The sequence below is a fragment of the Bifidobacterium scardovii JCM 12489 = DSM 13734 genome (assembly GCF_001042635.1).
In the GTDB taxonomy this organism is placed as follows: Bacteria; Actinomycetota; Actinomycetes; order Actinomycetales; family Bifidobacteriaceae; genus Bifidobacterium; species Bifidobacterium scardovii.
On record NZ_AP012331.1, the window covers coordinates 2,618,714 to 2,644,853 of the forward strand.

Genomic DNA, 26,140 nt, shown 5'->3' on the forward strand with positions numbered 1-26,140 from the left:
CCATAAGATGTCGCCCAACACGAATACCCTCGTAAGGTATGACACAAGCCCCAGAATCAAGCAATTCCAACACTTCCGCAACACCGGCAGTGGCCCGGGCCGCCGCCGGCCTGAAACTGTACGACACCGCGTCGCATGCGGTGTCGGCGTTCACGCCGCTGAAAGCGGGGAACGTGGGGATCTACGTGTGCGGCGCGACGGTGCAGTCGTCGCCCCACATCGGCCACATCCGCGCGGCCGTCGCGTTCGACGTGGTGCGCCGGTGGTTCCTGCGGCTGGGTTACAAGGTCACGTTCATCCGCAACGTGACCGACATCGACGACAAGATTCTCGACAAGGCCGCAGCGGCCGGCCAGCAGTGGTGGGAGCGCGCGTACTTCTACGAGCGCGAGTTCACGCAGGCGTACGATACGCTCGGCGTGCTGCCCCCGACCTACGAGCCGCGCGCCACCGGACACATGATGGACATGGTCGCGCTGATCCAGCGGATCATCGACAACGGCCATGGCTACGTAGTCAAGGACCAGGACGGCAAGCCGACCGGCAACGTGTACTTCGACGTGGCGAGCTGGCCGCACTACGGCGAGCTGACGCACCAGAAGCAGGGCGCGGACGGCGCCGCCCCGGCCGAGGTGGATGAGGCCGCCGCGGTGGCCGACCGCATGGGGCCGAGCGTCGACGCCGCCGGCGGCGACAAGTACAATCCGGTCGACCCGGCCGACATGTCCCCCGACAAGCGCGATCCGCGCGATTTCGCGCTGTGGAAGGCTCCGAAGGACACCGATCCGCTGGATGCCCGGTGGGATACCCCGTTCGGCGTCGGGCGCCCGGGCTGGCACATCGAGTGCTCGGCGATGAGCCACCGCTATCTGCAGGATATGTTCGACATCCACGGCGGCGGGCTCGACCTGCGCTTCCCCCACCACGAGAACGAGATGGCGCAGACCCGCGCGGCCGGCTACGAGTCGGCGGCCCGCTGGATGCACTCGGCGTGGGTGACCACCAAGGGCGAGAAGATGAGCAAGTCGCTGGGCACCGGCCTGTCGGTGCCGAGCGTGCTGGCCGAGCATTCCGCATGGGTGGTGCGCTATGCGCTCGGCTCCGTGCAATACCGGTCGATGCTGGAATGGTCCGATCAGGCGCTGGTCGAGGCGCAAGCCGCGTACGACCGCGTGTCGAACTTCATCGAGCGCGCCGGCGTCGCCCTGGGCGGGCAGCCCGGCCGCGAGGAGATCGCCGCCATCGGCGCGGACGAACTGCCGGCCGATTTCGTGGCCGCGATGAACGACGACGTGAACGTGTCGGGCGCCACCGCCGCGATCTTCACCGCCATCCGCTCCGGCAACACGCTGCTGTCCCAGCTGGCCGACCGCGCCGACTCCGAGGCGGCGCGCGCCGAGGTGCGCGAGGCGCTGGTCGCCGTGCGCGCGATGCTCGACACCCTCGGCCTCGATCCGCTGGCCGAGCCGTGGATCGGCGGCGGCGCCGGAACCGCCGGCGAGGGCGACAACGCCGAGCACGATGCGCTCGACGCGCTGGTGTCGGGCGAGCTGCAGGCCCGCGCCGACGCGCGCAAGGCCCGTGACTTCGCCAAGGCCGACGCGATCCGCGATGCCCTCGGCGCCGCCGGCATCGCCATCGAGGACGGCCCGCAGGGCAGCACCTGGAGCCTGAAGTAGCGCCTTCTCTCGTGTATACGGCGTATAGGTCGCCGTATACACGCCGGCATGCTCCCCTGGCGTGATCCTTGGCTCCCCTCTTTGAGGGGAGCCAAGGACAGTCGCCTCAAGGGCAGCCGCTTCGCGGGCGGCGGATCAGTCGAACACGAAGTCGACGTCGACGATGTGCAGCCGCTTGGTCAGCTCGCGTTCGAGCTCGCGCTTGCACTCGACCAGGTCGGCCACGTCGATCGTGGTGCCCGTTCCGGACAGGTAGACGTCGACCGTGTAGTTCATGCCGGTCTTGAAGATCAGGGTCTGCTCGTAGTCGGTGCCTTCAGGCAGATGGCGCTGGGCCTCGGCCTCGACCATCGCGTTGATCTCGTCGTCGTCGTGCACGCCGCCGACCAGCTCCACCAGCGCGTCGCGCAGCACGCCGATCGGCTCCTTGATGGTCAGGGCCACGATCGCGAAGGTGATGAAGAAGTCGCCGGTGTAGTGCAGGAAGTCGAGGGGCGTGCCGGTCGGCAGCAGCAGGAGGAACACGGCGACCACGCCGATACCGAACGACATCGATCCGTCGACCAGCGTGCTTTTCTGCTCGGCGGTGAGCATGGTGCTCGAATTGCGGATCTTGTGGTTTTCGCTGCGGTAGTACATGTACAGGGCGAAGCAGACGATCACGGTCAGGATCTCGTAGATCACGACCGGCCCGGTCTCGATGCGCGATCCGATGCCGAGCGCGAAGTAGTTGTAAGCCACCTGCGTCACGTCGATCAGTGAGAACAGCAGCAGGGAGAGCGTGAGCATCGCCTTGCAGATCGCGTAGATCGGCTCGAGGGCGAACATGCCGTTCGGGAAGCGGTCGGTGGTGCGCACGGTGCGCGAGGACAGGTAGGCCGCGACGAACCCGGATAACACGGAGATGGCGGTAAATGCGGCGTCCAGGAACATGGCCTTGAGGCCGGTCATGAAGAACACGGCCAGACCGGCCGCGACTTGCAGCACGTTGACGACGATGCCAACGATCAGGGCTTTGCGTTCTATTCTTTTTTGAGGCATAGGGCGGGCCTTCCACATTGCACGGCATGTCTGCGTTGGCCCGAACCATCATGGTTCGCCTGTTGGCCCAGGGCGCACGGCAGTCTGCGTATAGGTGGTGTCCAGGGAGTTCCAAACAGCATGAAGAAAGTCCATGCGCATCCAAAATCCACGGCGCTTTGGTCGTTATTCATGATAACGGAAACCCCCCGACTGCCTTCACCGAGAGCGGATGCCCCGTGTCGGACAGACAGATGAGCGGGACATGCCCTGATTAGCCGGATGGCGGGCGCCGGATCGCGGGCGGCGGATGACGGAAACCACTCCCCGGCGCACCCGTCATCCGGTCGTTCCCCGCTGCGCCCCGATCGCCGCGCAAACGTCGTTTTCCCGCGTGGCGGCTAGACTGGTGCCCACTATGGCAGCATTTAGTTCTCTTACAGACCGGCTCTCGAATGCGTTCAAGCATCTCAAGAGCAAGGGCAAGCTTTCCGAGGCGGATATCGACGGCACGATCCGCGAGATCCGCCGCGCACTGCTCGACGCCGATGTGGCGCTCGACGTGGTGCGTTCCTTCACCGGCCGCGTGCGCGAGCGCGCGCTCGGCACCGAGGTCTCCGAGGCGCTTAACCCCGCGCAGCAGGTGGTCAAGATCGTCAACGAGGAGCTGACCGATGTGCTCGGCGCCGGCGTCGACCGGCCGCTGAACTTCGCGAAGAACCCGCCGACGATCATCATGCTTGCCGGCCTGCAGGGCGCCGGCAAGACCACGCTCGCCGGCAAGCTCGGCTACTGGCTCAAGGATTCGGGACATACGCCGCTGCTCGTGGCGGCCGATCTGCAGCGCCCGAACGCGGTGACGCAGCTGCAGGTGGTCGGCGAGCGCGCCGGCGTGCCCGTGTACGCGCCCGAGAAGGGCGTGCAGTCCGACGGCGGCGACGCGGTGTCCGCGCCGGGCCTGACCACCGGCGATCCGGTCAAGGTGGCCCGCGATTCGATCGAACTGGCCAAGCAGAAGCTGTACGATACGGTCATCATCGATACCGCCGGCCGACTGGGCGTCGACGAGGAGCTGATGAAGCAGGCGCGCGATATCCGCGACGCCGTGAACCCCAACGAGATCCTGTTCGTCATCGACGCGATGATCGGCCAGGACGCGGTGCAGACCGCCAAGGCCTTCGACGAGGGCGTGGACTTCACCGGCGTGGTGCTCTCCAAGCTCGACGGCGACGCCCGCGGCGGCGCGGCCCTGTCGGTCGCGTCCGTGACCGGCAAGCCGATCCTCTTCGCCTCGAACGGCGAGGGGCTCAAGGACTTCGAGGTCTTCCACCCCGACCGCATGGCCTCGCGCATCCTCGACATGGGCGATATCCTCACGCTCATCGAGCAGGCGCAGAAGCAGTTCGACGAGGAGGAGGCCCGCAAGGCCGCCCAGAAGATGGCCGAGGGCGAGTTCGGCCTCGACGACTTCATGGACCAGCTGCAACAGGTGCGCAAGCTCGGCTCGATGAAGTCGCTACTCGGCATGATCCCGGGCATGGCGCAGCACCGCAAGGAGCTCGAGCAGTTCGACGAGAAGGAGATCGACCGCACCGAGGCCATCATCCGCTCGATGACCCCCGAGGAGCGGCGCAACCCGAAGATCATCGACGGCTCGCGCCGCGCGCGCATCGCCTACGGTTCGGGCAACACCGTCTCCGCGGTCAACGGGCTGCTGCAGCGGTTCGAGCAGGCCGCGAAGATGATGAAACGCATGACCAACAAGGCCGGAGGCGGCATCCCCGGCTTCGGCGGCCCCTCGATGGGCAGCGGCAAGAAGAACGCCAAGAAGGGCAAGAAGAAGGGCTCCAAGTCCGGCAACCCGATGAAGCGCGAGGCCGAGGAAAAGGCATTGCGCGACAAGCTGTCCGGCAAGTCCGGTTCGGGCTCCGGCGGTTCCGCGTTCGCCAAGAAGCCGCAGAATCCCGCACTGCCCGCAGGCCTGCAGGACATGATGGACGGCAACGGCGAGCTTCCCCCGAACCTGGGCGGCGGCCTGTCCGGACTGTTCTGACGGACCGCTGTTTGTCTGACGGCTCCCCTCGGCGAGGGGAGCCGTCAGACAAACAGCGAAGCTGTTGCGAGGCGACAGCCGAGTGAACCGATTGCGGTGACCGCACCAAGTGTTGGCTCCCCTCTCGGAGGGGAGCTGTCCGCAAAGCGGACTGAGGGGGAGCGTTGCCACGGACTCGTGATTAACTGCCTCTTCTTCTTCCCTCAATAAACTGTGCCGGCAGCTCATCCTTGCAATTCCTACGGAGGTTTCATGCTTTGGTTCCTGTGGATCGTGGTGCTGATCTGCGCGGTGTGGGTCACGCTCGGCGCGCTGCCCGCCGGTACGGAGGGGCGCATACCGCTGCCCTACTTCATCGCGCTGATCCAGTTCCTGTGGATACCGACGCTTGCGACCGCTCTGGCCGCTCTGGCCATGCGCGAGTATGCCTTGGCGTGCTGCGCCATCGGCGTCGGCATCGCCTCGCGGATCCGCCAGGCCGGCTATTGGTCGCGCATCGCCTCGCCGAAGGACCTTGCGGCGGCGCTGAAAAGCCGCGGCCGCCGCGGAAGCCACGCGGCGACGGCGGGATCGTCGAGCGACGGCGCCGCGAAGACCGCAGCCATGGCCCGGGCATTGCGCGATACCGAACATGAAACGGCGCAGGATGTGCTCGACCAGCAGCAGTCGTTCTCGTCCGCGGCGTCCTTCACCGTGATGACGCTCAACTGCCGGTACGGCGAGGCCGACGCCAAATCGATCGTCGGCGCGGTGCTGGCCAGGAACGTCGCCGTGCTCGCCCTGCAGGAAGCGACCGACGAGCTCGTCGACGCGCTGAACTCCGCGGGGCTCGACGCGCTGCTGCCGTATCGTCAGCTCGGCGAGGGCAAGGACACCGACAACGGCGGCTTCAACGGCATCTGGATACGCGTCGAGCCGAAGTCATCGTCGCCGGCGTCCGTCGCGATTCCAGCCGCGGACGTCCCCTCGATCACCGTTCCCGTCGATGCGATGCGCGACATCACCTTCGCCTCGGCGCACCCGAAGTCCCCGATGCGCGGATGCGCGCAATGGTCGGCCGGCATCATCGGGCTTGGCCGTCTCGCCACGGATGCCGCGCGGCGCGACCGCGACATCGCCGTGGTGCTCGGCGACCTCAACTCGGGCATCGATCACCCGAGCTTCCGCGCATTGCTGCGCTCCGGCTTCCGTGACGCGAGCCTGTCGCAGGGCCGCGGCCCGACCTCCACCTTCCCCCGATGGACCCCCTGGCCGCGCATCGAACTCGATCACATCCTCGCCACGCCCGGCGTCGCGTTCCGCAATGTCGAGTCCTTCGAAATCGCGGGCACCGATCATCTGGCGCTGGTCGCCACGCTCACGGTGTAACCGGCTGCGCAGCCAACGGCGGCGCGCATCCGGCCGCCAAAACCCGATCACCGGAAAATCCAGACCCCGGTGTTATAATTTCCCAGTTATTCGCGCGCGCGGAGCCCTCTATCTGCCGCACGCAGCGAGGAACACGTGGGCTCGGCGAGCTGTGCCCCACACTGCAAACCGAAACCACACCCCTAGTTAACAAGGAGAGCCATTTTGGCAACCAAGATTCGTCTGAAGCGTCTGGGCAAGAAGTTCTACGCGTACTACCGCGTGGTGGTCATGGATTCCCGTACCAAGCGCGATGGCCGTGCCATCGAGGAGATCGGTACCTACAACCCGAACACCCAGCCTTCGACCATCCAGATCGACTCCGATCGCGCTCAGTACTGGCTGGGCGTCGGCGCGCAGCCGACCGAGCAGGTGCTCAACCTGCTGAAGATCACCGGCGACTGGCAGAAGTTCAAGGGTCTCGACGGTGCCGAGGGCACCCTGAAGACCGCCGAGTCCGGCCCGGACGCCGAGGCTCGCGTCGCGGCCGTCGAAGCGCAGGCCCAGAAGCTCAAGGCCGCCAAGTCCGAAGCCGAGGCGAAGGCCAAGGCCGAGGCTGAGGCCGCCGCTGCCGCCGATGAAGCCGCTGACGAAGCTCCGGCCGAGGAAGCGCAGGCTGAGTGATCATGCTCGCACAGGCTGTGGAACACCTCATCAAGAACATCGTTGATTTTCCGGACGATGTCTCGGTCAAGTCCCACGAGAACCCGCGCGGCGAACTGCTTCGCGTGCGCGTGAACCCGGAGGACATCGGCCGAGTGATCGGCCGCAGCGGCCGGACCGCGAACGCGATCCGCACGGTGATTCAGGCGCTGTCCGATCACAAGGTGCGCGTCGACATCATGGATGTGCGCAGGTGAACCCCAACGTGGTGCGTCAACAACACTCCGACGACCCTCAGCAGCCCGAGCTGCTGAGGGTCTGTCGTATTGGCCGCGCGCAGGGGCTCAAGGGCGAAGTCACCGTTCAGAGTTTCACGGACGAACCGGAGTACCGGTTCGCTGCCGGTTCCGTGCTGTATGCCCGTGACGGCTCCGAGGAGTACGTCGTGGAGCATGCGCGCACGTTCAAGAACCGTTGGATCATCAAATTCGAGAGCATCGAGAACCGCGACGACGCCGAGGCCGCCAACGGCACCGAGCTGTACGGCGAAGCCGATGATTCCGAGGACATGCTCGAAGAGGACGCATGGTATCCGAAGGATCTCATCGGGCTTGAGGTGCGGCTGGCTCCGGATAACGGGCTCGGTCTGCCCGAGGGGCAGGTCGTCGGCAAGGTGGTCGACGTGCTCGACGGATTCCAGTCGCTGCTCAAGGTGCGTCTGGCCAATCCGGTGCGCGACGCCGAGACCGGCGAGGCCACCGGCACCAGCGCCTTGGTGCCGTTCGTCGAGGCGCTGGTGCCGGACATCGATCTCGATGAGCGGTATCTGACCATCGACCCGCCCGGCGGGCTGATCCCCGGACTGTAGATCCGCGAACCGTCCTGATATGCGGGTGGCCCCTTCCGTGATCGGAAGGGGCCACCCGCATATCAGGACGGTTCCGTGCGAATCCACACGGCTCCATACGGGTCAGTGCCGCGATGCGAGCGCGGTGACGCGGTCCATGAAGCGCGCGAGGAAGCCCGGCACATCGACGCCGACGGCCACCCGCGTGGTCTTGTCAGGGTCCTGCAGGCGGTCGCGGTCGCCGATCGTGCGCCCGCGGAACGCGCCGTCGAGATCGACCTTGAGATTCACGCCGAGCGTGGTCACCAGGTCCGGATCGAGCGCCGCCGCCACCGCAAGCGGATCGTGCAGGCCGCATCCCTTGAGCTCGGGCTGGTTCGCCAGATAGAAGTCGATGTAGTAGTCGGTCATGTCGGCCAGAAAATCGCCGGCGTTGGTGCCGAGGGCGCGCCAGCGCGCCGTGCCTTCGCGGGTCAGGGCGGTCTGGTGCGTCACGTCGAGCCCGATCATCGTGGTGCGCGCGCCGCAGCGGAACAGATAGTCGGCCGCTTCCGGGTCCTGCGAGATGTTCGCCTCCGTGCAGGGGCTCACGTTGCCCGGCACGGTGAGCGCGCCACCCATCAGCGTGATCGCGGCGCCGGAATCCTTGACGTCCGGGGCCTCGCGCAGTACGGTCGCCATCGTCGTCATCGCGCCGGTCGGCACGATGACCAGATCCTCGCCGTAGGTGCGCGCCGCATCGATGATGAAATCGACGGCCGAGCCGGGGGTTTCGGGGTCACGCGGCGAATCGGGCAGCACCGCTCCCCCGATGCCGTTGGCCCCATGCACGGCGACCGACCCTGCCGACGGAGCCCAAGGAGCGTCCGCCGCATAGCTTAGCGGATGATCGACACCGGGGTACACGGGCACGTCGTCGCGCCCGAACAGGTGCAGCACGGCCAGCGAGTTGCGCACGCCCAGCGGCACCGCCACATTGCCGTACGTGCCGGTGATGCCGATCAGTTCGGCCTCGTCGGCGCTGCCGAGCGCATACGCGATGGCCAGCGTGTCGTCGATGCCGGTATCCAGATCCAAAATCAGTTTCTTCATGGGCTTGCACTCCTTCAGGGTCGCCACACTATCCATGTATCATCATCCCCGCAGCCACTGACGCGGGACAAGCTCCAGCGGTCTGCCCCGCACATGGTTGAGCGGTTGATCCTCCCGCTGGATGGATAGCCCTGTGGGCTATCCATAGCAGTGCACGCAAGTGCACGTCGCATGTAACGCCGGGAGGTGGCGCGTAGCGCCGGAGGGTGGTCGAATGCTTGACGCCGCGGTATTCTCGACCACCCCCAGTCGGCTTCGCCGACAGCCCCCGCCAGCGGGGGCATGAACCACTTCATTATGTACGAGACAGGCCACTAGTGCGCTACGACAACATTCCTTGGCGAGGGAACCGGGAGTACGGATGCCGCCTCAGTGCGCGCTTCCGCCAATCCTTCGGCCAGATCGGCGAAATCGATGCCGTTCACGGAGGACAGCAATCCGACATCCTCGGCGGGGAATCGCTCCGGATGCATCGCCCCGCAGATCGCGCCGGCGATGGCCCCGATCGTATCGGTATCGCCACCGAGCATGGCCGTCATCCGGGTCGCCACGGTGGGATCGCCGCCGGCCAGCTGCACGCACACCAGCACCGCCGGAATCGTCTCCGCCGTATCCACGCCCGTGCCGAACACATCACGCAACAGACGAAGCGCTTCCTGCCCGTCCACGCCGTGCACGGCGGCGTACACGGCATCGAGCCGGGCGCACAGGTCCACGGTCGGTGTCCGGTATCCACGCTCACTGCCCAGACGTGCGGCGCGATCGGCCACACGCCACAGTTCCCCGGTATCCGCACCTCCCTCGATGCCGTAGGCCACGCAGGCCGCGACGGCGCTGGCTCCGGCAATGGCGATGGACGTGTTGTGCGTCGGCAGGCAGATCTGTTCGACGCGCCGTACCAGCGCCGAAAGATCGTTCATCGAGGAGATCGCGCCGATCGGCGAGATCTTCATCGAGGATCCGTTGGTGGTGCCGCCGATGCCTGCACGGTCGAAGGGCACACCGCGCTGGATCGCATCCAATGCGCGTCTTGTGCTTGGCCCGCTGACCACGTCGTTTTTTTCAGGATTGCGCCGTATCCAGTCAAGCAGATGCTCGACGTACGCGTGGGCGTCGACGTGGCCCCGTGCGGCGATCAGCATCCGCGCGATCAATATCGTATTGATGGTGTCGTCCGTGACCTCGCCCGCGGCGAGTGATCGAGGATACATCCCGTACCGCGTCGACGGGCGAAAAGTCGTCATGCCGTCGGGGAAGCACTCGCGCATGCGTTCACGAGGAATGAATTCCGTGGGCATGCCCATCGCGTCGCCGTACGCGCAGCCGATGAGCATGCCTCTGATGCGCCGGGGAATATCACCCTGCACGGAGTTCGATGAATCGGCGCCGCGCCGCAGCAGTGCGGGATCATGCCCCGCGAAGGTCTTGTCCATGGCCATAGCGGCCGCTCCTTCCTTGGATTCCACGTTCCGCAGGAAACGTGGATGCTTACGAGAATATCGGCATTGGCCGTGACGGATCCACCGCGGTCCATCGGGTCATATGGACCCGGCGGACCGGCGGGGCCGGCGTGACCGGAATCGCGCGGTGGGAGTTCAGGCCGCGGACGGATCCTTCTTCTCGGTCAGGAACGCCGCCGCGAACGAACAGGCCATGGCGATCAGCGATGCCGCGATGACGATGAGCATGTTCGTCACGTCGCCGGTTTTCGGGTTGACGAACCCGACGATGCCCAGCACGCCGATGGTGGAGGCGTAGTTCACCACATGGAAGGCCCCGACGATGGCCCCGCCGATCATCGATCCGAGGCAGGTGATCGCGAAACGGCGCTTGACCGGCAGGGTGACGCCATAGATGGATGGCTCGATGATGCAGAAGAAATCGGAGATCATCGCCGTGACGCAGATCTGGCGCGTCTCGGTGTTGCGGGAACGCAGCCACACGGCGAAGACGACCGCCATCTGCGCCAGCGGAACGACGTAGATCAATGGCATGATAAAGTCGCTGCCCAGGGTCGACAGGTTGTTGATGCCGATGGCGACGAGCGGCCAGTGCAGGCCGAGGATCACCAGCGGCGTGTAGAAGAAGCCGACGACGGCGCCGGCGATGGCCGGAGACAGCGCATACAGCCACTGCAGGGCCACGGTGATGGCGTCGGAGAGCAGATTGGCGATGGGGCCAAGCACGAGCAGCGTGGCGACCACGCCGACAAGGATCGTCAGGAACGGCACGAAGGTGAACTGCGTGGCGTGAGGCAACTTGCTCTTGAGCCACAGCTCGAACCTGGAGATGAAGAACATCGCCAGAATGATCGGAATCACCGTGGAGGTGTAGCCGTTTTCGGGGAAGATCACCGGGATGCCCAGAAATGTGCTGTGCACGTCGGTGGAGAAGGGCGTGCCGGCGAATAGGGTGAAGAGTGGGTCGCCCTTGCCCAGATCGGCGGCGAAATTCGGAAAGACCAGCGCCGCGCCGACGATCATGCCGATGAATCCGTCCGACCCGAACGCCTTGGCCGCCGTGTAGCCGAGCAGGACCGGGAAGAAGGTGAAGATGGCGTTGCCGATGGCATTGAGGATCACATATGTGCCGTCGCCGGACTGGATGGCACCGGTGGCGACAAGCACCGACTGCAAGCCGAGCACCAGCGAACAGCCCATCAGCACGCCAAGGACCGGCGTGATGATCTTCGTGATGGTGGCGAGGATGCGGTTCAGCAGGGTCTGCTTTGTCCTGTCCTCGACGGGCGCGTCGGCGATCGGGGACGCAGCCGCCGCGGAACCGGACGCCGGCTGCGTCTCGGCGTTCCGCTGCTGCCCGGCATTCGCTCCGACCCCGGCATCTTCGGCGCCTGACGCCGCCAGTTTGGGCAGCAGCTCGTCGTAGACATCACCGACCGTGGTGCCGATGATGACCTGCAGCTGATTGTTGGAGAACTGCGCCCCCAGCACGCCGGGAGCCGAGGCCAGCGCCTGCGTATCCGCCAGCGCATTGTCGTGAAGCGTGAAGCGCAGGCGGGTCATGCAGTGCGCGACTTCGTTCACATTGGCCGCGCCGCCGATGTGTTCGAGTATGAAATCATTCAGCTTGTCATAGTGCCCCATCGTCAGACCTTCTCTCAAGTTATCTTCGTCGATGCCTTATGTTGTGGGATATCCATACCAAATTTGGATAATTCCAAATTATAATCTTGACAATCCCAAATAGTCAACCGAGCGACACGCCGACAGCAAAGAACCATCAGCACCGCAGAATCACCAGTATTCTGGCATAGGACAGCACACACCACCGAGGAAGGCGCTCGCATGGGAACTCCATCGATTCTTGGGAAAAAAGAAGTGCGCCGCCAACGTATCGTGGAGTTGCTCGCCTCCACACCGCTCAGCTCCATCGCGCAGCTGGCGCAGGAACTCGGCGTGTCCGACGAGACCATTCGCACCGATCTGAAGTCCACGGAACTGCGCGATCAGGTGATCCAAGCACACGGCAGCGTGGCCCTCGGCGCCTCCTCCGCGGGAACCGGCGTGCCGTTCCAATTCCGGCGGTCCGTCAACACGCAGATCAAAACGCATCTGGCCAACCGCGCGGCCGAGCTCATATCCCCAGGCAGTACGGTAGCCATCGAGCACAGCGGCGTTGGCAGCATGCTGGCGGAGGCCATTGTGGACCGCCCCGAGCTGAGCGATACCATCACACTGATCACCAACTCGTTCCCCATCATCGCATTGCTCATCGAACGCCACAGCCGCATGCGCACCGTATTTCTGGGAGGCCGTTTCATCGAAGGGCAGCTCAACACCTACGGTTCGACCACCATCGACCAAATGAGCCGCATGCACGGAGACATGGCGTTTCTCAGCCCGGCGGCAGTCAGCGGCGCGCTGGCGGTGACCGGATTCGTCGAGGACGACGTGGCGTTCAAGACCACGCTTATGTGTCAGTGCAGCCGCAGCGTGCTGCTGCTCGACAAGTCGAAGATGGGAAAGACCGCGCTGCTCGACATCAATCACGTCTACGACTACGACTACGTCGTCACCGACGCGGATTTCGACACCGAGCAACGGCAGGCATTGGCTGACCACAACGCGTCCGTCATCGACATTCGCTGCCCGGGCGCCGGGCCGGCCACGGCCGGTTCACGGAATGCCGACAGGGCCATCCACTAGGCTATGGGACTATGAAGATCGACATCGTTTCCGTGTTTCCCGAGTATTTCGAGGTTCTGAACCTAAGCCTGTTCGGCAAGGCGCAGGCCAAGGGACTTATCGACGTGTCCGCGCACAACCTGCGCGACTGGACGCATGACGTGCATCATTCGGTGGACGATACGCCGGTCGGCGGCGGGGCCGGCATGGTGATGAAGCCGGAGGTATGGGCCGAGTGCCTGGATGAGCTGCTCGGCCCGCCCGCCGCGAAGAGCACCGCCGCGGACGATGGCGGAGCGGACGGCAACGGCGCGGACGGCGCCGCATCGGAATCCGCACCCGCCGATCCGGCCGCCGGCGAGGCCGCCACGAGGGTGCCGGAATCCGCGGAACCAACGGAGGTCTCCCCCATTCTGATTTTTCCGAATCCGTCGGCGCCGCTGTTCACCCAGCGCGACGCGACCGAGTTGTCCCACGCCGGGCATCTGCTGTTCGGTTGCGGGCGCTACGAGGGGTACGACGCACGCATCCCCGAGTATTACCGCGCGCAAGGCGTCGATGTGCGCGAGTACTCGATCGGCGATTACGTGCTCAACGGCGGCGAAGTGGCCGTATCGGTGATGCTGGAGGCGATCACCCGGCTGCTGCCCGGATTCATGGGCAACCCCGAATCGACCGTCGAGGAATCGTATACGGGAGAAGACGCGCTGCTGGAGCACCGGCAGTACACCAAGCCGGCCCAGTGGCGGGGCATCGCGGTTCCGGACGTGCTGCTGTCCGGAGACCACGGCAAGGTCGACCGGTTCCGCAGGGACGAGGCGCTGGCGCGCACCGATGCGATCCGCCCGGATCTCATCGAACGGCTCGATTGTTCGGCACTCGACAAGGCCGACCGCAAAACGCTGATCGGACTCGGCTGGGAGGTTTCCGCCGCGCATCCGCGGCGTCTCGCGTAGAGGCTCACGCCGCCACGTTCCCGCGAGCCGTTCCAGGCACAAGGCAACAATCGATGAGGGCCGGCCCCATCTGGGACCGGCCCTCATCGGCGATGGCACGCGTTCGGCTTACAGACCGAAGACCTTGACGCGGTTCTCGACAGACTGCTTGTCGACCGGGCCGGCCGGCTGCGCGACGGCGCCGAACGGCATTTGGGCCTGCAGCTTCCAGTTGGACGGCAGGCCGAACTCGGCGGCGACCGCCTCATCGATCAGCGGGTTGTAGTGCTGCAGGGAAGCGCCGAGGCCCTTCTCCGCCAGCGCGGTCCACACGCCGAGCTGGAGCATGCCGGCCGCATCGCGGGCGAAGCCCGGGAAGTTGTCCTTGTAGGCCGGGAAGCTCTTCTGCAGCTGCGCGGTCACGTCGGCATCGTCGTAGAACAGCACGGTGCCGTGGCCCGCGGCGAAGCCATCGATCTTGGCTTCGGTGGACTTGAAGGCCTCGGCGTCGGGAACGACGGCGCGCAGCGTCTCCTTGACGACGCCCCACAGCTTCTGATTGGCATCGCCGAACAGCACGACGGCGCGCTGCGGCTGCGAATTGAAGGCGCTCGGCACCTCGACGGTGACGTCCTCGACCAGCTTGACGATCTCCTGATCGCTGATCGGGGAATCACTCGTCAGCGCGTACTGCGAGCGGCGGGCCTTCAGGTCCTCGACAAAATTCGACATGACATCTGCCTTTCTGTTGCGGTTCTACGATCGGAGCATCGACGGAGCGGATATACCCCTTATCGCGATATCTCGATTCGATATATTTGCCAAGATCTACGGTACTGAATTCGTCTGCGCCCCACGTCGACATTCACCATCAGAATATTGTGAGCTATCTCACACTATTCTGATCACCGTGTCCAAACATCTCCCGGTCAGCCCGCGTCCTCGTTGAATTCGATGTAGAACACGGCGGTTTCGCCATAGTCGCGCTGCTCGGAGACGCTCCAGCCGGCCGGCGGCGTCGGGTCATCGGACCGGGCGGAACGCTCCAGCACGATCAGCGTGCGGTCGCCGGCCGCGCCGGACCGGACCAGATCGGCGAGCAGACGGTCGCACACTTCGGTCGCGAAGACATACGGCGGATCGATGAACACCACGTCGAACGGCTGCGGCGCGGTGACCGACGCGTATTTTTCGGCTTTCGCCCTGATGACGCGGGCATTCATGCCCGGCTCCCACGCACGGTGGCGCTTGAGCGCGGTCAGCGTCACGGCGATCAGCGAGGCGGCCGGGCCGTTCGCCTCGACGGCCACAAGCTCGCGGGCGCCGCGGCTCAGCGCCTCGACGCCCAGCGCGCCGGTGCCCGCGAACAGATCGAGCACCCGGGCGTCATCCAGCACACCCAACGAATCGAGATGGGAGAAGATCGCCTCTTTGGTGCGGTCGGTGGTCGGCCGCGTACCGCTTTTCGGCGTGGTCAGCGCCACGCCCTTGAATCGTCCGGAAATCACGCGCATGCGCACCATGTTCTCAGGCACCGGTGACGATGACTCTCGCGATCCCGAGCATGCTTGGACATCCGGTCTGTCGATGGCGCCGCTACGGCATCACGACGATGTCAGGAAGGTCTCGTTTCCCCGCGTGAAGTCCAGCACGGCACCGGCGAGCTGCACTTCACCGGACAACGACGGATCGGCCTGCAGCAACCGTTCCGCGCGGGCGCGGGCGTCGGCGATGATGTCGGCGTCCTTGACCACGCGCAGCAGCTTTAGGCTGGACTTGCCGCCCGACTGCGCGTCGCCGAGCACATCGCCGGCACCGCGGAATTCCAAATCGGCCTGCGCGATTTGAGAACCGTCCAGCGTGCCCTGGATCACCTGCAGCCGCTGTTCGGCCGGCGACCCCGGCTCGGCGCGGGAGATCAGGAACGCCCAGCTGTTGGTGCCGCCGCGCCCGACGCGGCCGCGCAGCTGGTGCAGCTGCGACAGGCCGTAACGGTCCGCGTCGAAGATCACGATGCAACTGGCCTGAGGCACGTCCACGCCGACCTCGATCACCGTGGTGGCCACCAGAATCGGCGTCGCGCCATCGGCGAATTCCTCCATCACCCGGGTCTTCGTCTCATCGTCGTCGCGCCCCGTGAGCGTGGCGAACGCAACGCCCTGGAACTGCGGCAACCCGGACAGCCGATCGACGATTTCATGCACCGAATGCAGCGGCGGGCGCTGCTCACGCTCGTCGTCCGTCTGCTGGTCGGCCGACGGGCCGCCACCGGCCTGCCGGGCCGCCGGGGCACCTCCCGCGGCGCCGGAAACGGCCAGTCGACGCTCGCGGGCGAACGCGTCGGACTCGTCGTATACGCCGATGCCGGTGTCGCCGGACGCGTCCCCGGACTCGTCCTCGTCCGCGTCGATGCGCGGGCAGACCACGTAGGCCCGCTCCCCCGCGTCGATGCGCTGGCGCAGATGCGCGAACATGTTGGCCATCGTGCGCCCGTCAGCCTCGGGCACGATGAACGTACGGATCGGCTTGCGCCCTCCCGGCAGCTCGGTCAGCCACGAGATGTCCAGATCGCCGAACCAGGTCATGGCGGCCGTGCGCGGGATCGGCGTCGCGGTCATGACCAGCAGATGCGGCGCCATATCCGCCTTCGTCCGCAGCGACTCACGCTGCTCGACGCCGAAGCGATGCTGCTCGTCGATCACCGCCAACGCCAGGTTCGGCGCCTGGAAGGTCTTGGAGAATGCGGCATGCGTGGCCACGATGATGCACGGCTCCCCGCTGGCGGCCTGCGCAAGCGCGCGGCGACGCGCGGCCAGTTTCATGCCGCCGGTCAGCAGGATGACCGGGATCTTCGGATCGACCTTGCCAACCATGGCGCCGATCGTGGCGTGATGCTGCTCGGCGAGCACCTGCGTCGGAGCCACCAGCACCGCCTGACGGCCCGAGCCGACCGCCTGCAGCAGCGCCGCCAGCGCGACCACGGTTTTTCCGGAGCCGACCTCGCCCTGCAGCAGGCGCTGCATCGGATAGTCGCGAGCCATATCGGCGCCGATGTCGTCGACGACCTCCCGCTGCCCAGCGGTCAGCGCGAACGGCAATGACGCAATGAACCGATCGCGGACGGACAGGTCCGCGCACGGCGCGGCATCGGCCTTATGCGCATGCTGCCGGGCCTGCAGCAGCGCGACCTGGCAGACGAACGCCTCCTCGTAGCGCATCGTGTCGATGGCGCGCTTGAACGCGGCGGTGGTGTCGGGCTCGTGGATCGCGGCGAACGCATCGGCGCGGTGCATCAGCTGCCGATCGGCACGCACCGATTCGGGAAGGATGTCGGGGATCATGCGGCGCAGTGTCTCGCGCGCGGCGGCAACGCCCGCCTCGCCGTCGTTCCCGTCAACGCCCGTTTCCGGCGCATGCGCGTCATCCGGCGCTGCCGGCTCCTCGTCGCCGGCCAAGGCATGCAGAAAGCCCAGAATCGATTCGTGGATATGCTCGCTGGAGATGCGCGATGTCGCGTGGTAGACCGGGCGCGGCCGGCAGACGCGGCGCAGGCCGGCCTCCATCGTGTCCGCATCGTAGCGCAGCGCGGACGACGCGGGAACAAACATGGCGTCATCGGCGCCGGCATCCGTCGGCTCGCTCATTCCCCCGGGCGCGACAGTCAGTATTTCCGGATGCGTGAACTGCAGCTGCCCGTTGAACTCGCTCGGTTGCCCCGACACGACCGCGCCGGCGCCGGCACGCAGCCGCATACTCAGCCAGTCGACATACTGCTTCTTGTACGAGAAGAACACGAGCCGGGCCACGGATCCGGCCACATGGCGCGAGCGGGCGAACGCCGCATCGTCGATCAGCGCCTCCAGCCGGTACCCCCGGCGCGCAATCATCGGCACGACGCGCAGATCGCGGATCACGCCGGCGAACGCCATCGTCTCGCCGATGCGCGCCTCGCGGATCGCCCGCAGCGGCACCGGATCGGTGACGCGGAACGGATAATAGGTCAGCGCATCGGCGACCGAGACGATGCCCAATGACTTGAGCGCGCCGGCACGCCTCTTGTTCGTCATCAGCGACGCAATCGGGGTTTCCAACGTAATGCTCATGGGTACTCATTGTGGCCGACCACGCCGACACCTCCGGCGCCGCCGGCGGCATAAACATGCCGGCGGAACACGCGCACCGCACAGCGCAACGCAAAGAAAAAGCCCCGGGGTCTTGCGACTACCGGGGCTTAAGCTTGCTATCTCGCGATTCACGCGGCCACACGCTGAACCTTGCCAGCCTTGAGGCACTTGACGCACACGCGAACGCGAACGTTCTCGCCGTCGATCGTGGTGCGAACCGGCTGCAGGTTCGGGCGGAAGGTGCGCTTATTGCGGATATGCGAATGCGAAACGGTGAAACCGGTCTGCGGTCCCTTGCCGCACACTGCGCAACGAGCTGCCATGTTGGACTCCCTATTAATTCTTTAGACTTGCAAGTCTTGCGTTATTCGCACCGCACCATGGGGTACGGCAGAACACACAACTTCACTAATATACCGCGCAATACCGGACAATGCAACACAAGCGTGTATCATACGGCGGCGGCACACGCCGGAAAACGTTGCCGCATATGCGTTCCTTCACTATAAGGCACACGCGCGACCCGCCCCGAGACCTCGCCGGCGGCCGCCGCGAATCAGGGACGCCGCGGATGTGGGGTGGCCGGCACGGGTGCACGCGCCCGCACCCGATAGACCCAGGCTTCCCCGACGCTCAGCTGAAGGCGTAGCATCGGCGCTACCCCCGCAAAATCATCCGCTGTGCCTATTGCCGCTTTCAGCAAACATTCATAAACTCACGGTACAACTCAAAATATCTGAGGGTCTGTCAAGGAGGATGCCATGCTCAGTCGCATCGGTGAATATTTTGCACACCAGCGCGAGGAACAGGCGCGCAAACCCAATCATGCGGTGATATCGCTCGGCCACGTTTGGGTGGACATCATGATGGATGTCAACGGCGTGCCGAAGGCCGGCGGATTCGCGGTGTCCGACCACACCACGGCGGCCGTCGGCGGCAGCTACCGCGTGCTGCAGGCAGTCAGTCGCATGGGCGTCGAGGCCGATCACGCCGGCATCATCGGCACCGGGCCATGGGCCAGCATCGTGCGCAAGACCTTCAGCGACCACGAGATCACGCACATCGGCCAGGACCGGCTCGACACGGATTCCGGCTTCCGCTTGGTGCTGGGCGATGAGGACCATCGCAAGACCTATATCGCCACATACGGTGCGGAGGCCCAAGGAGACGAGACCACCTTCGACTGCGTGGAGCCCGCCGCCGGCGACATCATCCACATCAGCGGCAACACGCTGATGGACCACACCGCCGCCGGCATCGACGAATTCGTGCAGCGGGCAGGCACCGACCCGAACGCCCGCGATTACCGGATCGTCCTCAACCCGACGAACACGCTTTCGCTGGTCAACGACCACCTGCTGGAGGACCTTGTGCTGGCTCGCCCGACATGGTCGTGCAACCGGCAGGAGGCCATCACGCTGGCCGAACGGCTCGGCGTGCCGCAGGAATCCGACGACGGGCTGACCGTTGGCGGCGGATTCGACAAGGCGATGGCGCGGCTGTGCGAGTCGCTGGGCGCCACGCTGCGCGCGCCGCTGGTCGTGCGCGCCGGATCGCGCGGCGCATGGGTGCGCACGCCGGGCGGCGACGTCATCCATATCGAGGGGTATCCGACCAAGGCCACGCACACCCGCTCGGCCGGGTCATGCCATACCGGCACGATGTGCGCGATGCTGGCGCGCGGCTGGTCGCTGACCGATGCCGTGCAGATCGCGAACGCCGCGGCGTCGCTGGCCATCCAGCGCAGCATCAGCGGCGTGCCCGACTGCCCGACCTACGACGAGGCCATCGCCAAGGTCGAGGAAAGCGACCCGACGCCGGTGAAGTAACCGCCACGGCCTGGACTCCCCCGCCGCGGCACCGGTTTTCCGCGCCGCGGCGAATTCATCCTCTGTTCACGGATAGCGTGGCCTTCCCGCCTGCGCCAGACCGTAGGATGGAGGATGAGCTGACGTCAGGAGTTATGTATGGCTGAGAACGCAACGTCCATGGCCCCGTCGCCTCGGACCGAGGAGACGGGCGAGACCGGAGCGACCGGGAAGCTGACCTCGCGCGAAAAGCGCTGGATCGTCTACGATGTCGGCAATTCGGCGTTCGTGCTGCTGAGCACCGCCGTGGTGCCGATCTACGCGAATTCGCTGCTCGAGGCCGCCGGGCAGCACAACATCGTGTCGACATGGGGATACGCGCAGACGATCGCCTCGCTGGTGATCGCCGTGCTGATGCCGCTGCTCGGCTCGATCGCCGACGTGCAGGGCATGAAGATCAAGTTCTTCCTCGGCTTCTTCGGCACGGGCGTGGTCATGAGCTGCGCGATGGCGCTGCCGCTCGGCTGGCTGCCGTTCCTGATCATCTACGTGCTGGCGACGATCGGCCTGAACGGCTCGCTCACGTTCTACGATTCGATGCTCATCGACACGACGACCAACGAACGCATGGACCGCGTATCGTCGCACGGTTACGGCTGGGGCTACGTCGGCTCGACCGTCCCGTTCATCGCATGCATCGCCCTGATCTTCGGCGGTCCGTCCCTCTTCGGCTGGTCGACGGCCGCCTGCACGCGGGCCTCGTTCGTGATCACGGCCATCTGGTGGGTGGCGTTCACGATCCCGCTGCTGACCAGCTACCGGCAGGTGCATTACCGCGCGACCCGCGACCAGCTGGGCGAGGCCGTGCACGGCACTTTCAGCGAACTCGCTTCGACCTTCGGCAAGATCGTGAAGAACAAGCCGCTGTGGATGTTCATGATCGCGTTCTTCTTCTACATCGACGCGGTGAACACGGTGATCTCGATGAGCACCTCATACGGTACGCAGCTCGGCATCGACTCCACGCAGCTGGTGATCGCGCTGCTGGTCACGCAGTTCGTCGCGTTCCCCTGCGCGATCCTGTATGGGCGGATGGCCGGAAAGTACGGCTGCAAGCCGATGATCGTGGCCGCGGTCGTGGCGTACATGTGCATCGTGTTCTTCGCCGCGTTCTTCCTGCGCTCGGCCGTGGAATTCTGGATTCTCGCGATTCTGGTCGGCATGTTCCAAGGCGGCATCCAGGCCCTGTCGCGCTCGTACTACGGCAAGATCATCCCCAAGGACCACGCCAACGAGTACTACGGCTTCTACGATATCTTCGGCAAGACGGCGAGCATCCTCGGCACCTTCATCGTGGCCACCACCACGTCGCTGACCGGCAACGCCTCGATCGGCGTGCTGTCGATCGCGATCCTGCTCGTCGTGGCGCTCGTGTTCCTGCTGCTGCAGAAGGATCCGACCAAGGCCTGACGCGGCTAGCCCCGGGCCGGATACCGAGTCGGGTGCGATCAGCGATCAGTATGATCCGGCGCGGTATCCGTCAGATCGGTATCCATCAGTGCGATACCCGATGGCATAGCGGTCGCCGGCGGCCGCGCCGCGCTCCGGATCAGCCCCGGTCGTATCGGCGCCGTCGGGTGAGACCGGAACGGATATGATCTCCGTTTTCAGCAGGTACTTTTCCGCGAAATCCAGCGTGGTGCGCACCATCGCCCCCTATGCCGTGCGCGTTCCCCGACAAGCCGGTATGACGAGTCGGTATGACGGCTCCCCTTCCGCCGCCATGACCACTATGGAAGCACACCGCCGTCGGCGACACGAGACCCGACCTATATCAAGAAGCTATGGCCGGTTCAAGGCGCCGAACAGTCATCGATCCGCACGGCACGCGCGCGATTCGATGAAGCCGCGCACGGCGTCCACGTACTCGTCCATGCGCGCCATCAGCGCAAGATGGCCTCCGGCAAGATCGGTGACGACGGTCGGATCCGGCATCAGACGCACCAGCGCGTCCTTGTTCGCCTGATTGAAGGTGTGGTCGTCCTCGGAAAGGATCAGCAGCACACGTCCGCCCCATTGCGCGAAATCCGCCGGCACCATGTCGGCATGCGATGCCGCGTCGATCAGCAGATCCGCCATATGGCGCTGGTACGGCTTGTCGAGCAGCTGCCGCAAGGCATCGCACAGCCCCTGCATCAGCCGCCGCTCCTTCGGCTGCAGATCCCGCGTCTTGCGCATGACGGCCCACGCCATCAGCCGCCGGTAGAGCGGCATCGGCACCAGGCGAAGCATCCGCTTCCACTTGCGCTGCTCCGCGACCATGCCCATCAGCTCGTCATGCGCCTCACGGCCCATATCCCGCGCCAGCGAACAGGTGTTGGACAGCACCAGCCCCTCGATGCGCCCGGGATGGGACTTCGCCACGATCTGCGCGATCACGCCGCCAAGCGACTGCCCGACCAGCCACACCCGCTCGTCAAGCCCGTCCAGCAACCCGGCGATGGCCCGTGCGAGTTCGGCATTCGTCGCGAACCGTTCCTGATAGTCGAAGGTGATGACCGAGCAGTCCTCGGCGAACCGTTCGAAATGCAGGTAGAACAGGTCGGACAATCCGATGCCGCCCGGCAGCAGCACGACCGTGGCCCGGGCGCCCGGATGACGGTGGTACCGGTACGAGAAGGTCTCGCCGCCCGGCAACCGCATAGTTCGCCGCGGGTATCGTCTGCAAAAATCGGCGAGATCGTTCATCGGTCGTCCTTTCCGCTCATTCCGCGCATCCGGCATCATCCGGAATCATATCGGTCATCGCTCGCGGTAATCCTTGACCAATCGGATGATGGCGGCCGCGATGCCGCACAATATGCCGCCGATCGGCCACGGCAACCAGAACATCGAGTCCTCCGAGACGCCGGAACCGATGGACGACCAATCGCCGCGCAAGGCCGCCGGGCTCAGGAACAGCAGGCACAGGGCGATCACCGTGGCCACCATCATGATGATTCCGCACACCGTGCCGGTCAGCCTGGCATAGAAATCCTGTTCGCCCGCACGCTCCTTGCGGTCGGACTCGGCCTCCTTGTTGTAGCCGTCGATGTCGAGCATGCCGTATCGCATCCCGCAGTAGACAAAGCAGAAGACGGCGGCCGCGCACAATACCAGCATGATCGTGACCGGCCACCCATCGCTGACGCCCAGTACATCGTCCGCGTACACGAGAACAACCGTACCGATCAGGATCATCGCGATCCCGGCCACGATGCCGGTCACCAACACGCGCATCTCGCGGCTGCGATCATCCTCCGTGTAGAAATCCTTGACATACGGGTGACGCCGCTTGAAATCGGCGTGCGACATTCCGCCCGGGATCAGCGCCGCCAAGCCGACGATCACGCCAACGCAGATGCACAGCAACGTCAGGAAACCGTTGAGCGGCGTCGCGCCGAGAATGGAATTGCCGGAATCGAACAGGCAGCCGATGCCGGTCGCGGCCACGATCGCCGCACTGCCTCCGGCGACGAGCAGCGCGAACCGACGACGATGCCTGTCGTAGCCGGTCAGATCCTGCGGCAGGGCGGCCGCAGGGGCGATCGCGCCGGGGCCTTCCCCCGCCGCCGGCCCAGTCGCCGCGGTTTCGCCATCCGCCGCCGCGGCCTCGCGCGCAGCCGGCCGGCTCACGCTCACGTCGCCGAGCACGAGGTCATCGAGCGTGCAGCCGAACAGGTCGCAGATCATAAGCAGCTTGTCCATCTCGGGGTATGCCTTCTCGGATTCCCATTTCGAAATGGCCTGACGGGAGACGCCGAGCAGCATGGCCAGCTGCTCCTGCGTCATGTTGCGCTGCGAGCGCAGATACTGGAGATTGGTGCGGAAGCTCATCGTCGCCGTCCTTTTGCCGTGTGGTTCCATCATGCCGTATTCGGCCGTTGGCCCCACTATGGCATGTCGGGGCCGCCGCCCGCCACCATCTTGCGGTTGCGATTGCCGGTCGCAACCGAAACCGCGCGCAACCTCAGGTTGCATCGGCGGGATTCCGCCGTTTTCCGGCTTCCTCACCGCCGTTTCCGCCGGATGCGTTCCGACCGTTTCCCGCGCTCCCCACGACGGGCGACCGTCGATCGCGGGATGACCGCGAGCTTGCCCGATCCCGACCGGCGGCTACCGCAACGCCCGCCAGGCCGCATCGAGGCCGAGCGAGCGTCCGGGCAGCTTGGGCCAGGTGTCCAGCCCATCCCCGTACTTGCGCGCGATGAGATGCACATGCAGATGCATCACCGACTGGTCCCCGACGAACGAGGTGTTGAGCAGGTCGACCCCGTCGAATCCGCAGTCGTCGACCAGGTGGCGGCCGACCCGCTGCGCCAGATCCGCCACCGCGTGCAGGGACTCGGCGTCGCAGTCGAGCACGTTCACCGCGTGGCGTTTGGGGATGACGAGCAGATGGTAATCGGCCTGATCGTCATTGGACAGGAAGCACAGCGCCAGGCGGGATTCCATGACCGGGCGGCATGGCGCCTCGCCGCGGACGATGACGCAGAACACGCAGTCATCGCCCTGTTCGGATTGTTCGATGTGTGCCATCACGATCCTTTCCGTGCCGAGTCGACCCGTGTCAGAGGATTTCGCTGGCGACCATGCAGACGTTGTCGTCGGTCATGATGCCGTCGACGCCGTGTCGGTCGAAGATGGCGTCGACCCACGCGCGATGGGCTGGATACGCCGGGTCCGTGGGCAGCGGGCTGTGGGAATGCGAGTCCATGTACTCGCGCCAGCTGTCGCGGGTGTAGTGGATCGGGTTGGGGAATTCGCGGATCTGCGGATGCCGGAAGAACTCGGCGGTGGTCTCCTTGAAATGCCGCGCGCTCACGCCCATGTCGGCCCGGTCGCAGGCTAGGGGATCCGGCTGGTGTGCGGGGTCCCCGGAAGCCGCCCCGTCGGCAGCCCCGGACGGGTCGCCGTCATGACCGATGGTCATGGCCGAATCGAATGACGTGCTGTTGTATACGGAGACGAGCAGGAACGTGCCGCCCCGGCTGATGCGGCGGCATTCGGCGAGGAATTCGTCATGGTCGAACCAGTGCAGCGCCTGGGCGCAGGTGATGGCGTCGACGCTGTGATCCGGCAGCCCCGTATGCGAGGCGGATCCGTCGATCACCGTCACCCGGCGGTATGCGGCCGTCTGCACGGCCAGTTCGCCGCGCATGTCCGCATCCGGCTCCACCGCCAGCACCTCGAATCCTGCTTGGGCCAGCGGCACGGTGAATTTGCCGGTGCCGGCGCCGATATCGGCCACCACCGCATCGGACGGCATCAATGAGGCGATGTAGCGCATCACCTCCTTGGGGTATCCCGGGCGCGCGGCGGCATAGGCCTGCGCCTTGCCGTGGAATTTCGTGTTCTCCATGGCTCCCAGCATAGGGCGTCAGCCCGTTCCCCGCGCATTGTTTCCATAAGAAAAGCCCCCGTCACGCCGGCAAAAGCGTATTTCTGGGGGCAACAGGGCTTCCGGGGACCGGATCGCACCACAACGGCTGTGACGGCATGCGAGGAATGGGCTTCCGGAGGCCCATATCACTCCGCATCACCCCGCTTTGGTACGCAATATGCGAGTTGTCGGTGCACGGCATTGTAGTGGAACCGGTTGCAACCCGGTTTTTCACCCCGACACGCCAACTATTTCGGTGTTGTCTCCGCAGCCGCGCACCGACAACTCGCGGTTACCGTACCTACGCGCCGGTATCGGGCCTCCGTTCGCACACCCTGAACTGGTCCAGCACCACCAAGGTGTCGTCGTCCACGCGGAATGTCGGATCGCTGAGCACCTCGATATACGCCGGTGAATCCCAGAACTCCTCGTGGGCCGCACGCCAGGCGGCTACATCCTCATAGCCCTCGCCTTCGGCATGGACATGGGCCTCGTCGACATCGGCCAGCCGCGCGATGCGCACCGCGGTGCGCTCCAGCACCGCGACGGGCCGGTTCCCGGAATCGACGAGCACGGAACGGTCGCCGGCCCGGGGCAGCGTTTCCCCGGCGCTGAGGTATTCGGTCAGCAACGCCGTGCCGGAGGTCTTGCGGCCCTCGAGAATCGCCGCGACCAGCCGGTCGCGCAGCGGGCCGGGGAACGCGAACTCCTCTCTTGGCAGGCCGGCCCACGATTCGGGCGTTTCCGGCGCGGCATTCCCCTCGGCATGCGCCGGATCGGCGCCGTCATAATGAGACAGATGATTCGACATGTGCGCAATAGTACCCGATGCGGCCCGAATGGACGAATCACGGCGAAGGCGTCTGCGGCGGGCGCCAGCGAACGCCGGCGAACGGCGAATACCCCCTATCCGCCCCGCTAAATAGACACCTCACCCGGTTGTATTGCTTTACGCTTCGGCCATTCGAACCTACAATGACGGCTGGTTGCACATGATCGCCGCCG

At 65.5% G+C, this 26,140-nt stretch carries 24 protein-coding genes; 10 read left to right on the forward strand and 14 right to left on the reverse strand.

Annotated features, from left to right (window positions below; all coding sequences use genetic code 11):
* Window positions 1-38 precede the first annotated feature (38 nt).
* Window positions 39-1,679, forward strand: a complete 1,641-nt coding sequence (gene cysS / locus BBSC_RS10665; RefSeq protein ID WP_033518855.1) for a cysteine--tRNA ligase — start codon at window positions 39-41, stop codon at window positions 1,677-1,679.
* Between the two features lie 135 nt (window positions 1,680-1,814).
* On the opposite strand, the gene BBSC_RS10670 is transcribed toward cysS, so the two are convergent.
* Window positions 1,815-2,720, reverse strand: coding sequence for a cation transporter (locus tag BBSC_RS10670; protein WP_033518854.1), 906 nt, complete (start codon window positions 2,718-2,720; stop codon window positions 1,815-1,817).
* Window positions 2,721-3,117: 397 nt separating this feature from the next.
* Between BBSC_RS10670 and ffh the strand changes: the two genes are divergently transcribed.
* The 5 genes from ffh (at window position 3,118) to rimM (ending at window position 7,630) form a co-directional block, all read left to right on the forward strand.
* Window positions 3,118-4,752 carry a signal recognition particle protein gene (gene ffh / locus BBSC_RS10675; RefSeq protein ID WP_033518852.1) on the forward strand — a complete coding sequence of 545 codons (1,635 nt, stop codon included), beginning with the start codon at window positions 3,118-3,120 and terminating at the stop codon, window positions 4,750-4,752.
* A 252-nt stretch (window positions 4,753-5,004) separates the two neighbouring features.
* Window positions 5,005-6,120, forward strand: coding sequence for an endonuclease/exonuclease/phosphatase family protein (locus tag BBSC_RS10680; protein WP_033518851.1), 1,116 nt, complete (start codon window positions 5,005-5,007; stop codon window positions 6,118-6,120).
* Between the two features lie 204 nt (window positions 6,121-6,324).
* On the forward strand, window positions 6,325-6,783 hold the full coding sequence (gene rpsP, locus BBSC_RS10685) for a 30S ribosomal protein S16 (RefSeq protein WP_033518849.1): 459 nt from the start codon (window positions 6,325-6,327) through the stop codon (window positions 6,781-6,783).
* A 2-nt stretch (window positions 6,784-6,785) separates the two neighbouring features.
* Window positions 6,786-7,019, forward strand: a complete 234-nt coding sequence (locus BBSC_RS10690) for an RNA-binding protein (protein WP_033518899.1) — start codon at window positions 6,786-6,788, stop codon at window positions 7,017-7,019.
* A gap of 8 nt (window positions 7,020-7,027) precedes the next feature.
* Window positions 7,028-7,630, forward strand: coding sequence for a ribosome maturation factor RimM (gene rimM, locus BBSC_RS10695; protein ID WP_033518898.1), 603 nt, complete (start codon window positions 7,028-7,030; stop codon window positions 7,628-7,630).
* A 102-nt stretch (window positions 7,631-7,732) separates the two neighbouring features.
* Here rimM and BBSC_RS10700 read toward each other — a convergent pair whose 3' ends face one another.
* The 3 genes from BBSC_RS10700 to BBSC_RS10710 form a co-directional block, all read right to left on the reverse strand.
* On the reverse strand, window positions 7,733-8,701 hold the full coding sequence (locus BBSC_RS10700) for a nucleoside hydrolase (RefSeq protein WP_033518848.1): 969 nt from the start codon (window positions 8,699-8,701) through the stop codon (window positions 7,733-7,735).
* A 314-nt stretch (window positions 8,702-9,015) separates the two neighbouring features.
* Window positions 9,016-10,140, reverse strand: coding sequence for an ADP-ribosylglycohydrolase family protein (locus tag BBSC_RS10705; RefSeq protein WP_051923296.1), 1,125 nt, complete (start codon window positions 10,138-10,140; stop codon window positions 9,016-9,018).
* 156 nt (window positions 10,141-10,296) lie between these two features.
* On the reverse strand, window positions 10,297-11,805 hold the full coding sequence (locus BBSC_RS10710; protein ID WP_046726258.1) for a PTS transporter subunit EIIC: 1,509 nt from the start codon (window positions 11,803-11,805) through the stop codon (window positions 10,297-10,299).
* Window positions 11,806-12,006: 201 nt separating this feature from the next.
* Between BBSC_RS10710 and BBSC_RS10715 the strand changes: the two genes are divergently transcribed.
* Both BBSC_RS10715 and trmD read left to right on the forward strand, forming a co-directional pair.
* Window positions 12,007-12,867 (forward strand): DeoR/GlpR family DNA-binding transcription regulator, encoded by an 861-nt coding sequence (locus tag BBSC_RS10715; protein ID WP_081893109.1) that lies wholly within the window; start codon window positions 12,007-12,009, stop codon window positions 12,865-12,867.
* Window positions 12,868-12,878: 11 nt separating this feature from the next.
* Window positions 12,879-13,802, forward strand: coding sequence for a tRNA (guanosine(37)-N1)-methyltransferase TrmD (trmD, locus tag BBSC_RS10720; RefSeq protein WP_033518846.1), 924 nt, complete (start codon window positions 12,879-12,881; stop codon window positions 13,800-13,802).
* 108 nt (window positions 13,803-13,910) lie between these two features.
* Here the strand turns inward: trmD and BBSC_RS10725 are convergent, their stop codons facing one another.
* The 4 genes from BBSC_RS10725 to rpmB all read right to left on the reverse strand — a co-directional run bounded on the left by BBSC_RS10725 (window position 13,911) and on the right by rpmB (window position 18,228).
* Complete coding sequence (locus BBSC_RS10725) at window positions 13,911-14,513, reverse strand: nitroreductase family protein (protein WP_033518844.1); 603 nt, start codon at window positions 14,511-14,513, stop codon at window positions 13,911-13,913.
* 197 nt (window positions 14,514-14,710) lie between these two features.
* Window positions 14,711-15,304, reverse strand: a complete 594-nt coding sequence (rsmD, locus tag BBSC_RS10730) for a 16S rRNA (guanine(966)-N(2))-methyltransferase RsmD (RefSeq protein WP_269429208.1) — start codon at window positions 15,302-15,304, stop codon at window positions 14,711-14,713.
* Between the two features lie 81 nt (window positions 15,305-15,385).
* Window positions 15,386-17,884, reverse strand: coding sequence for an ATP-dependent DNA helicase RecG (locus tag BBSC_RS10735; RefSeq protein WP_033518843.1), 2,499 nt, complete (start codon window positions 17,882-17,884; stop codon window positions 15,386-15,388).
* 149 nt (window positions 17,885-18,033) lie between these two features.
* Complete coding sequence (gene rpmB, locus BBSC_RS10740) at window positions 18,034-18,228, reverse strand: 50S ribosomal protein L28 (RefSeq protein ID WP_033518842.1); 195 nt, start codon at window positions 18,226-18,228, stop codon at window positions 18,034-18,036.
* Between the two features lie 438 nt (window positions 18,229-18,666).
* Here rpmB and BBSC_RS10745 point away from each other — a divergent pair, with 438 nt between their 5' ends.
* Window positions 18,667-19,734, forward strand: a complete 1,068-nt coding sequence (locus BBSC_RS10745; protein WP_033518841.1) for a PfkB family carbohydrate kinase — start codon at window positions 18,667-18,669, stop codon at window positions 19,732-19,734.
* Window positions 19,735-19,893: 159 nt separating this feature from the next.
* On the forward strand, window positions 19,894-21,183 hold the full coding sequence (locus BBSC_RS10750; protein WP_033518892.1) for an MFS transporter: 1,290 nt from the start codon (window positions 19,894-19,896) through the stop codon (window positions 21,181-21,183).
* A 45-nt stretch (window positions 21,184-21,228) separates the two neighbouring features.
* On the opposite strand, the gene BBSC_RS10755 is transcribed toward BBSC_RS10750, so the two are convergent.
* The 6 genes from BBSC_RS10755 to BBSC_RS10780 all read right to left on the reverse strand — a co-directional run bounded on the left by BBSC_RS10755 (window position 21,229) and on the right by BBSC_RS10780 (window position 25,946).
* A complete protein-coding gene (locus tag BBSC_RS10755) occupies window positions 21,229-21,423 on the reverse strand; it encodes a hypothetical protein (RefSeq protein WP_033518840.1) in 195 nt (64 codons plus the stop codon).
* Between the two features lie 159 nt (window positions 21,424-21,582).
* Window positions 21,583-22,461, reverse strand: coding sequence for an alpha/beta fold hydrolase (locus tag BBSC_RS13480; RefSeq protein ID WP_081893110.1), 879 nt, complete (start codon window positions 22,459-22,461; stop codon window positions 21,583-21,585).
* A gap of 54 nt (window positions 22,462-22,515) precedes the next feature.
* Window positions 22,516-23,589 (reverse strand): helix-turn-helix transcriptional regulator, encoded by a 1,074-nt coding sequence (locus BBSC_RS10765; RefSeq protein ID WP_033518838.1) that lies wholly within the window; start codon window positions 23,587-23,589, stop codon window positions 22,516-22,518.
* A gap of 279 nt (window positions 23,590-23,868) precedes the next feature.
* Complete coding sequence (locus tag BBSC_RS10770) at window positions 23,869-24,291, reverse strand: HIT family protein (RefSeq protein WP_033518837.1); 423 nt, start codon at window positions 24,289-24,291, stop codon at window positions 23,869-23,871.
* Window positions 24,292-24,322: 31 nt separating this feature from the next.
* Window positions 24,323-25,114 carry a class I SAM-dependent methyltransferase gene (locus BBSC_RS12905; protein WP_161787652.1) on the reverse strand — a complete coding sequence of 264 codons (792 nt, stop codon included), beginning with the start codon at window positions 25,112-25,114 and terminating at the stop codon, window positions 24,323-24,325.
* Between the two features lie 322 nt (window positions 25,115-25,436).
* Window positions 25,437-25,946 (reverse strand): ASCH domain-containing protein, encoded by a 510-nt coding sequence (locus BBSC_RS10780; RefSeq protein WP_081893111.1) that lies wholly within the window; start codon window positions 25,944-25,946, stop codon window positions 25,437-25,439.
* Between the last annotated feature and the right edge of the window lie 194 nt (window positions 25,947-26,140).

Excerpts from the sequence above, each read along its gene's own strand:
- trmD (WP_033518846.1), top strand. The coding sequence starts at position 12,879 with ATGAAGATCGACATCGTTTCCGTGTTTCCCGAGTATTTCGAGGTTCTG.
- BBSC_RS10735 (WP_033518843.1), bottom strand. The coding sequence starts at position 17,884 with ATGAGCATTACGTTGGAAACCCCGATTGCGTCGCTGATGACGAACAAG.
- BBSC_RS10710 (WP_046726258.1), bottom strand. The coding sequence starts at position 11,805 with ATGGGGCACTATGACAAGCTGAATGATTTCATACTCGAACACATCGGC.
- BBSC_RS10755 (WP_033518840.1), bottom strand. The coding sequence starts at position 21,423 with ATGGTGCGCACCACGCTGGATTTCGCGGAAAAGTACCTGCTGAAAACG.
- BBSC_RS10750 (WP_033518892.1), top strand. The coding sequence starts at position 19,894 with ATGGCCCCGTCGCCTCGGACCGAGGAGACGGGCGAGACCGGAGCGACC.
- BBSC_RS10690 (WP_033518899.1), top strand. The coding sequence starts at position 6,786 with ATGCTCGCACAGGCTGTGGAACACCTCATCAAGAACATCGTTGATTTT.
- BBSC_RS10705 (WP_051923296.1), bottom strand. The coding sequence starts at position 10,140 with ATGGCCATGGACAAGACCTTCGCGGGGCATGATCCCGCACTGCTGCGG.
- ffh (WP_033518852.1), top strand. The coding sequence starts at position 3,118 with ATGGCAGCATTTAGTTCTCTTACAGACCGGCTCTCGAATGCGTTCAAG.
- BBSC_RS10780 (WP_081893111.1), bottom strand. The coding sequence starts at position 25,946 with ATGTCGAATCATCTGTCTCATTATGACGGCGCCGATCCGGCGCATGCC.
- BBSC_RS12905 (WP_161787652.1), bottom strand. The coding sequence starts at position 25,114 with ATGGAGAACACGAAATTCCACGGCAAGGCGCAGGCCTATGCCGCCGCG.
- BBSC_RS10715 (WP_081893109.1), top strand. The coding sequence starts at position 12,007 with ATGGGAACTCCATCGATTCTTGGGAAAAAAGAAGTGCGCCGCCAACGT.
- BBSC_RS10770 (WP_033518837.1), bottom strand. The coding sequence starts at position 24,291 with ATGGCACACATCGAACAATCCGAACAGGGCGATGACTGCGTGTTCTGC.
- BBSC_RS13480 (WP_081893110.1), bottom strand. The coding sequence starts at position 22,461 with ATGAACGATCTCGCCGATTTTTGCAGACGATACCCGCGGCGAACTATG.
- rsmD (WP_269429208.1), bottom strand. The coding sequence starts at position 15,304 with ATGGTGCGCATGCGCGTGATTTCCGGACGATTCAAGGGCGTGGCGCTG.
- BBSC_RS10670 (WP_033518854.1), bottom strand. The coding sequence starts at position 2,720 with ATGCCTCAAAAAAGAATAGAACGCAAAGCCCTGATCGTTGGCATCGTC.
- BBSC_RS10725 (WP_033518844.1), bottom strand. The coding sequence starts at position 14,513 with ATGTCGAATTTTGTCGAGGACCTGAAGGCCCGCCGCTCGCAGTACGCG.
- rpmB (WP_033518842.1), bottom strand. The coding sequence starts at position 18,228 with ATGGCAGCTCGTTGCGCAGTGTGCGGCAAGGGACCGCAGACCGGTTTC.
- cysS (WP_033518855.1), top strand. The coding sequence starts at position 39 with ATGACACAAGCCCCAGAATCAAGCAATTCCAACACTTCCGCAACACCG.
- BBSC_RS10680 (WP_033518851.1), top strand. The coding sequence starts at position 5,005 with ATGCTTTGGTTCCTGTGGATCGTGGTGCTGATCTGCGCGGTGTGGGTC.
- BBSC_RS10700 (WP_033518848.1), bottom strand. The coding sequence starts at position 8,701 with ATGAAGAAACTGATTTTGGATCTGGATACCGGCATCGACGACACGCTG.
- BBSC_RS10765 (WP_033518838.1), bottom strand. The coding sequence starts at position 23,589 with ATGAGCTTCCGCACCAATCTCCAGTATCTGCGCTCGCAGCGCAACATG.
- BBSC_RS10745 (WP_033518841.1), top strand. The coding sequence starts at position 18,667 with ATGCTCAGTCGCATCGGTGAATATTTTGCACACCAGCGCGAGGAACAG.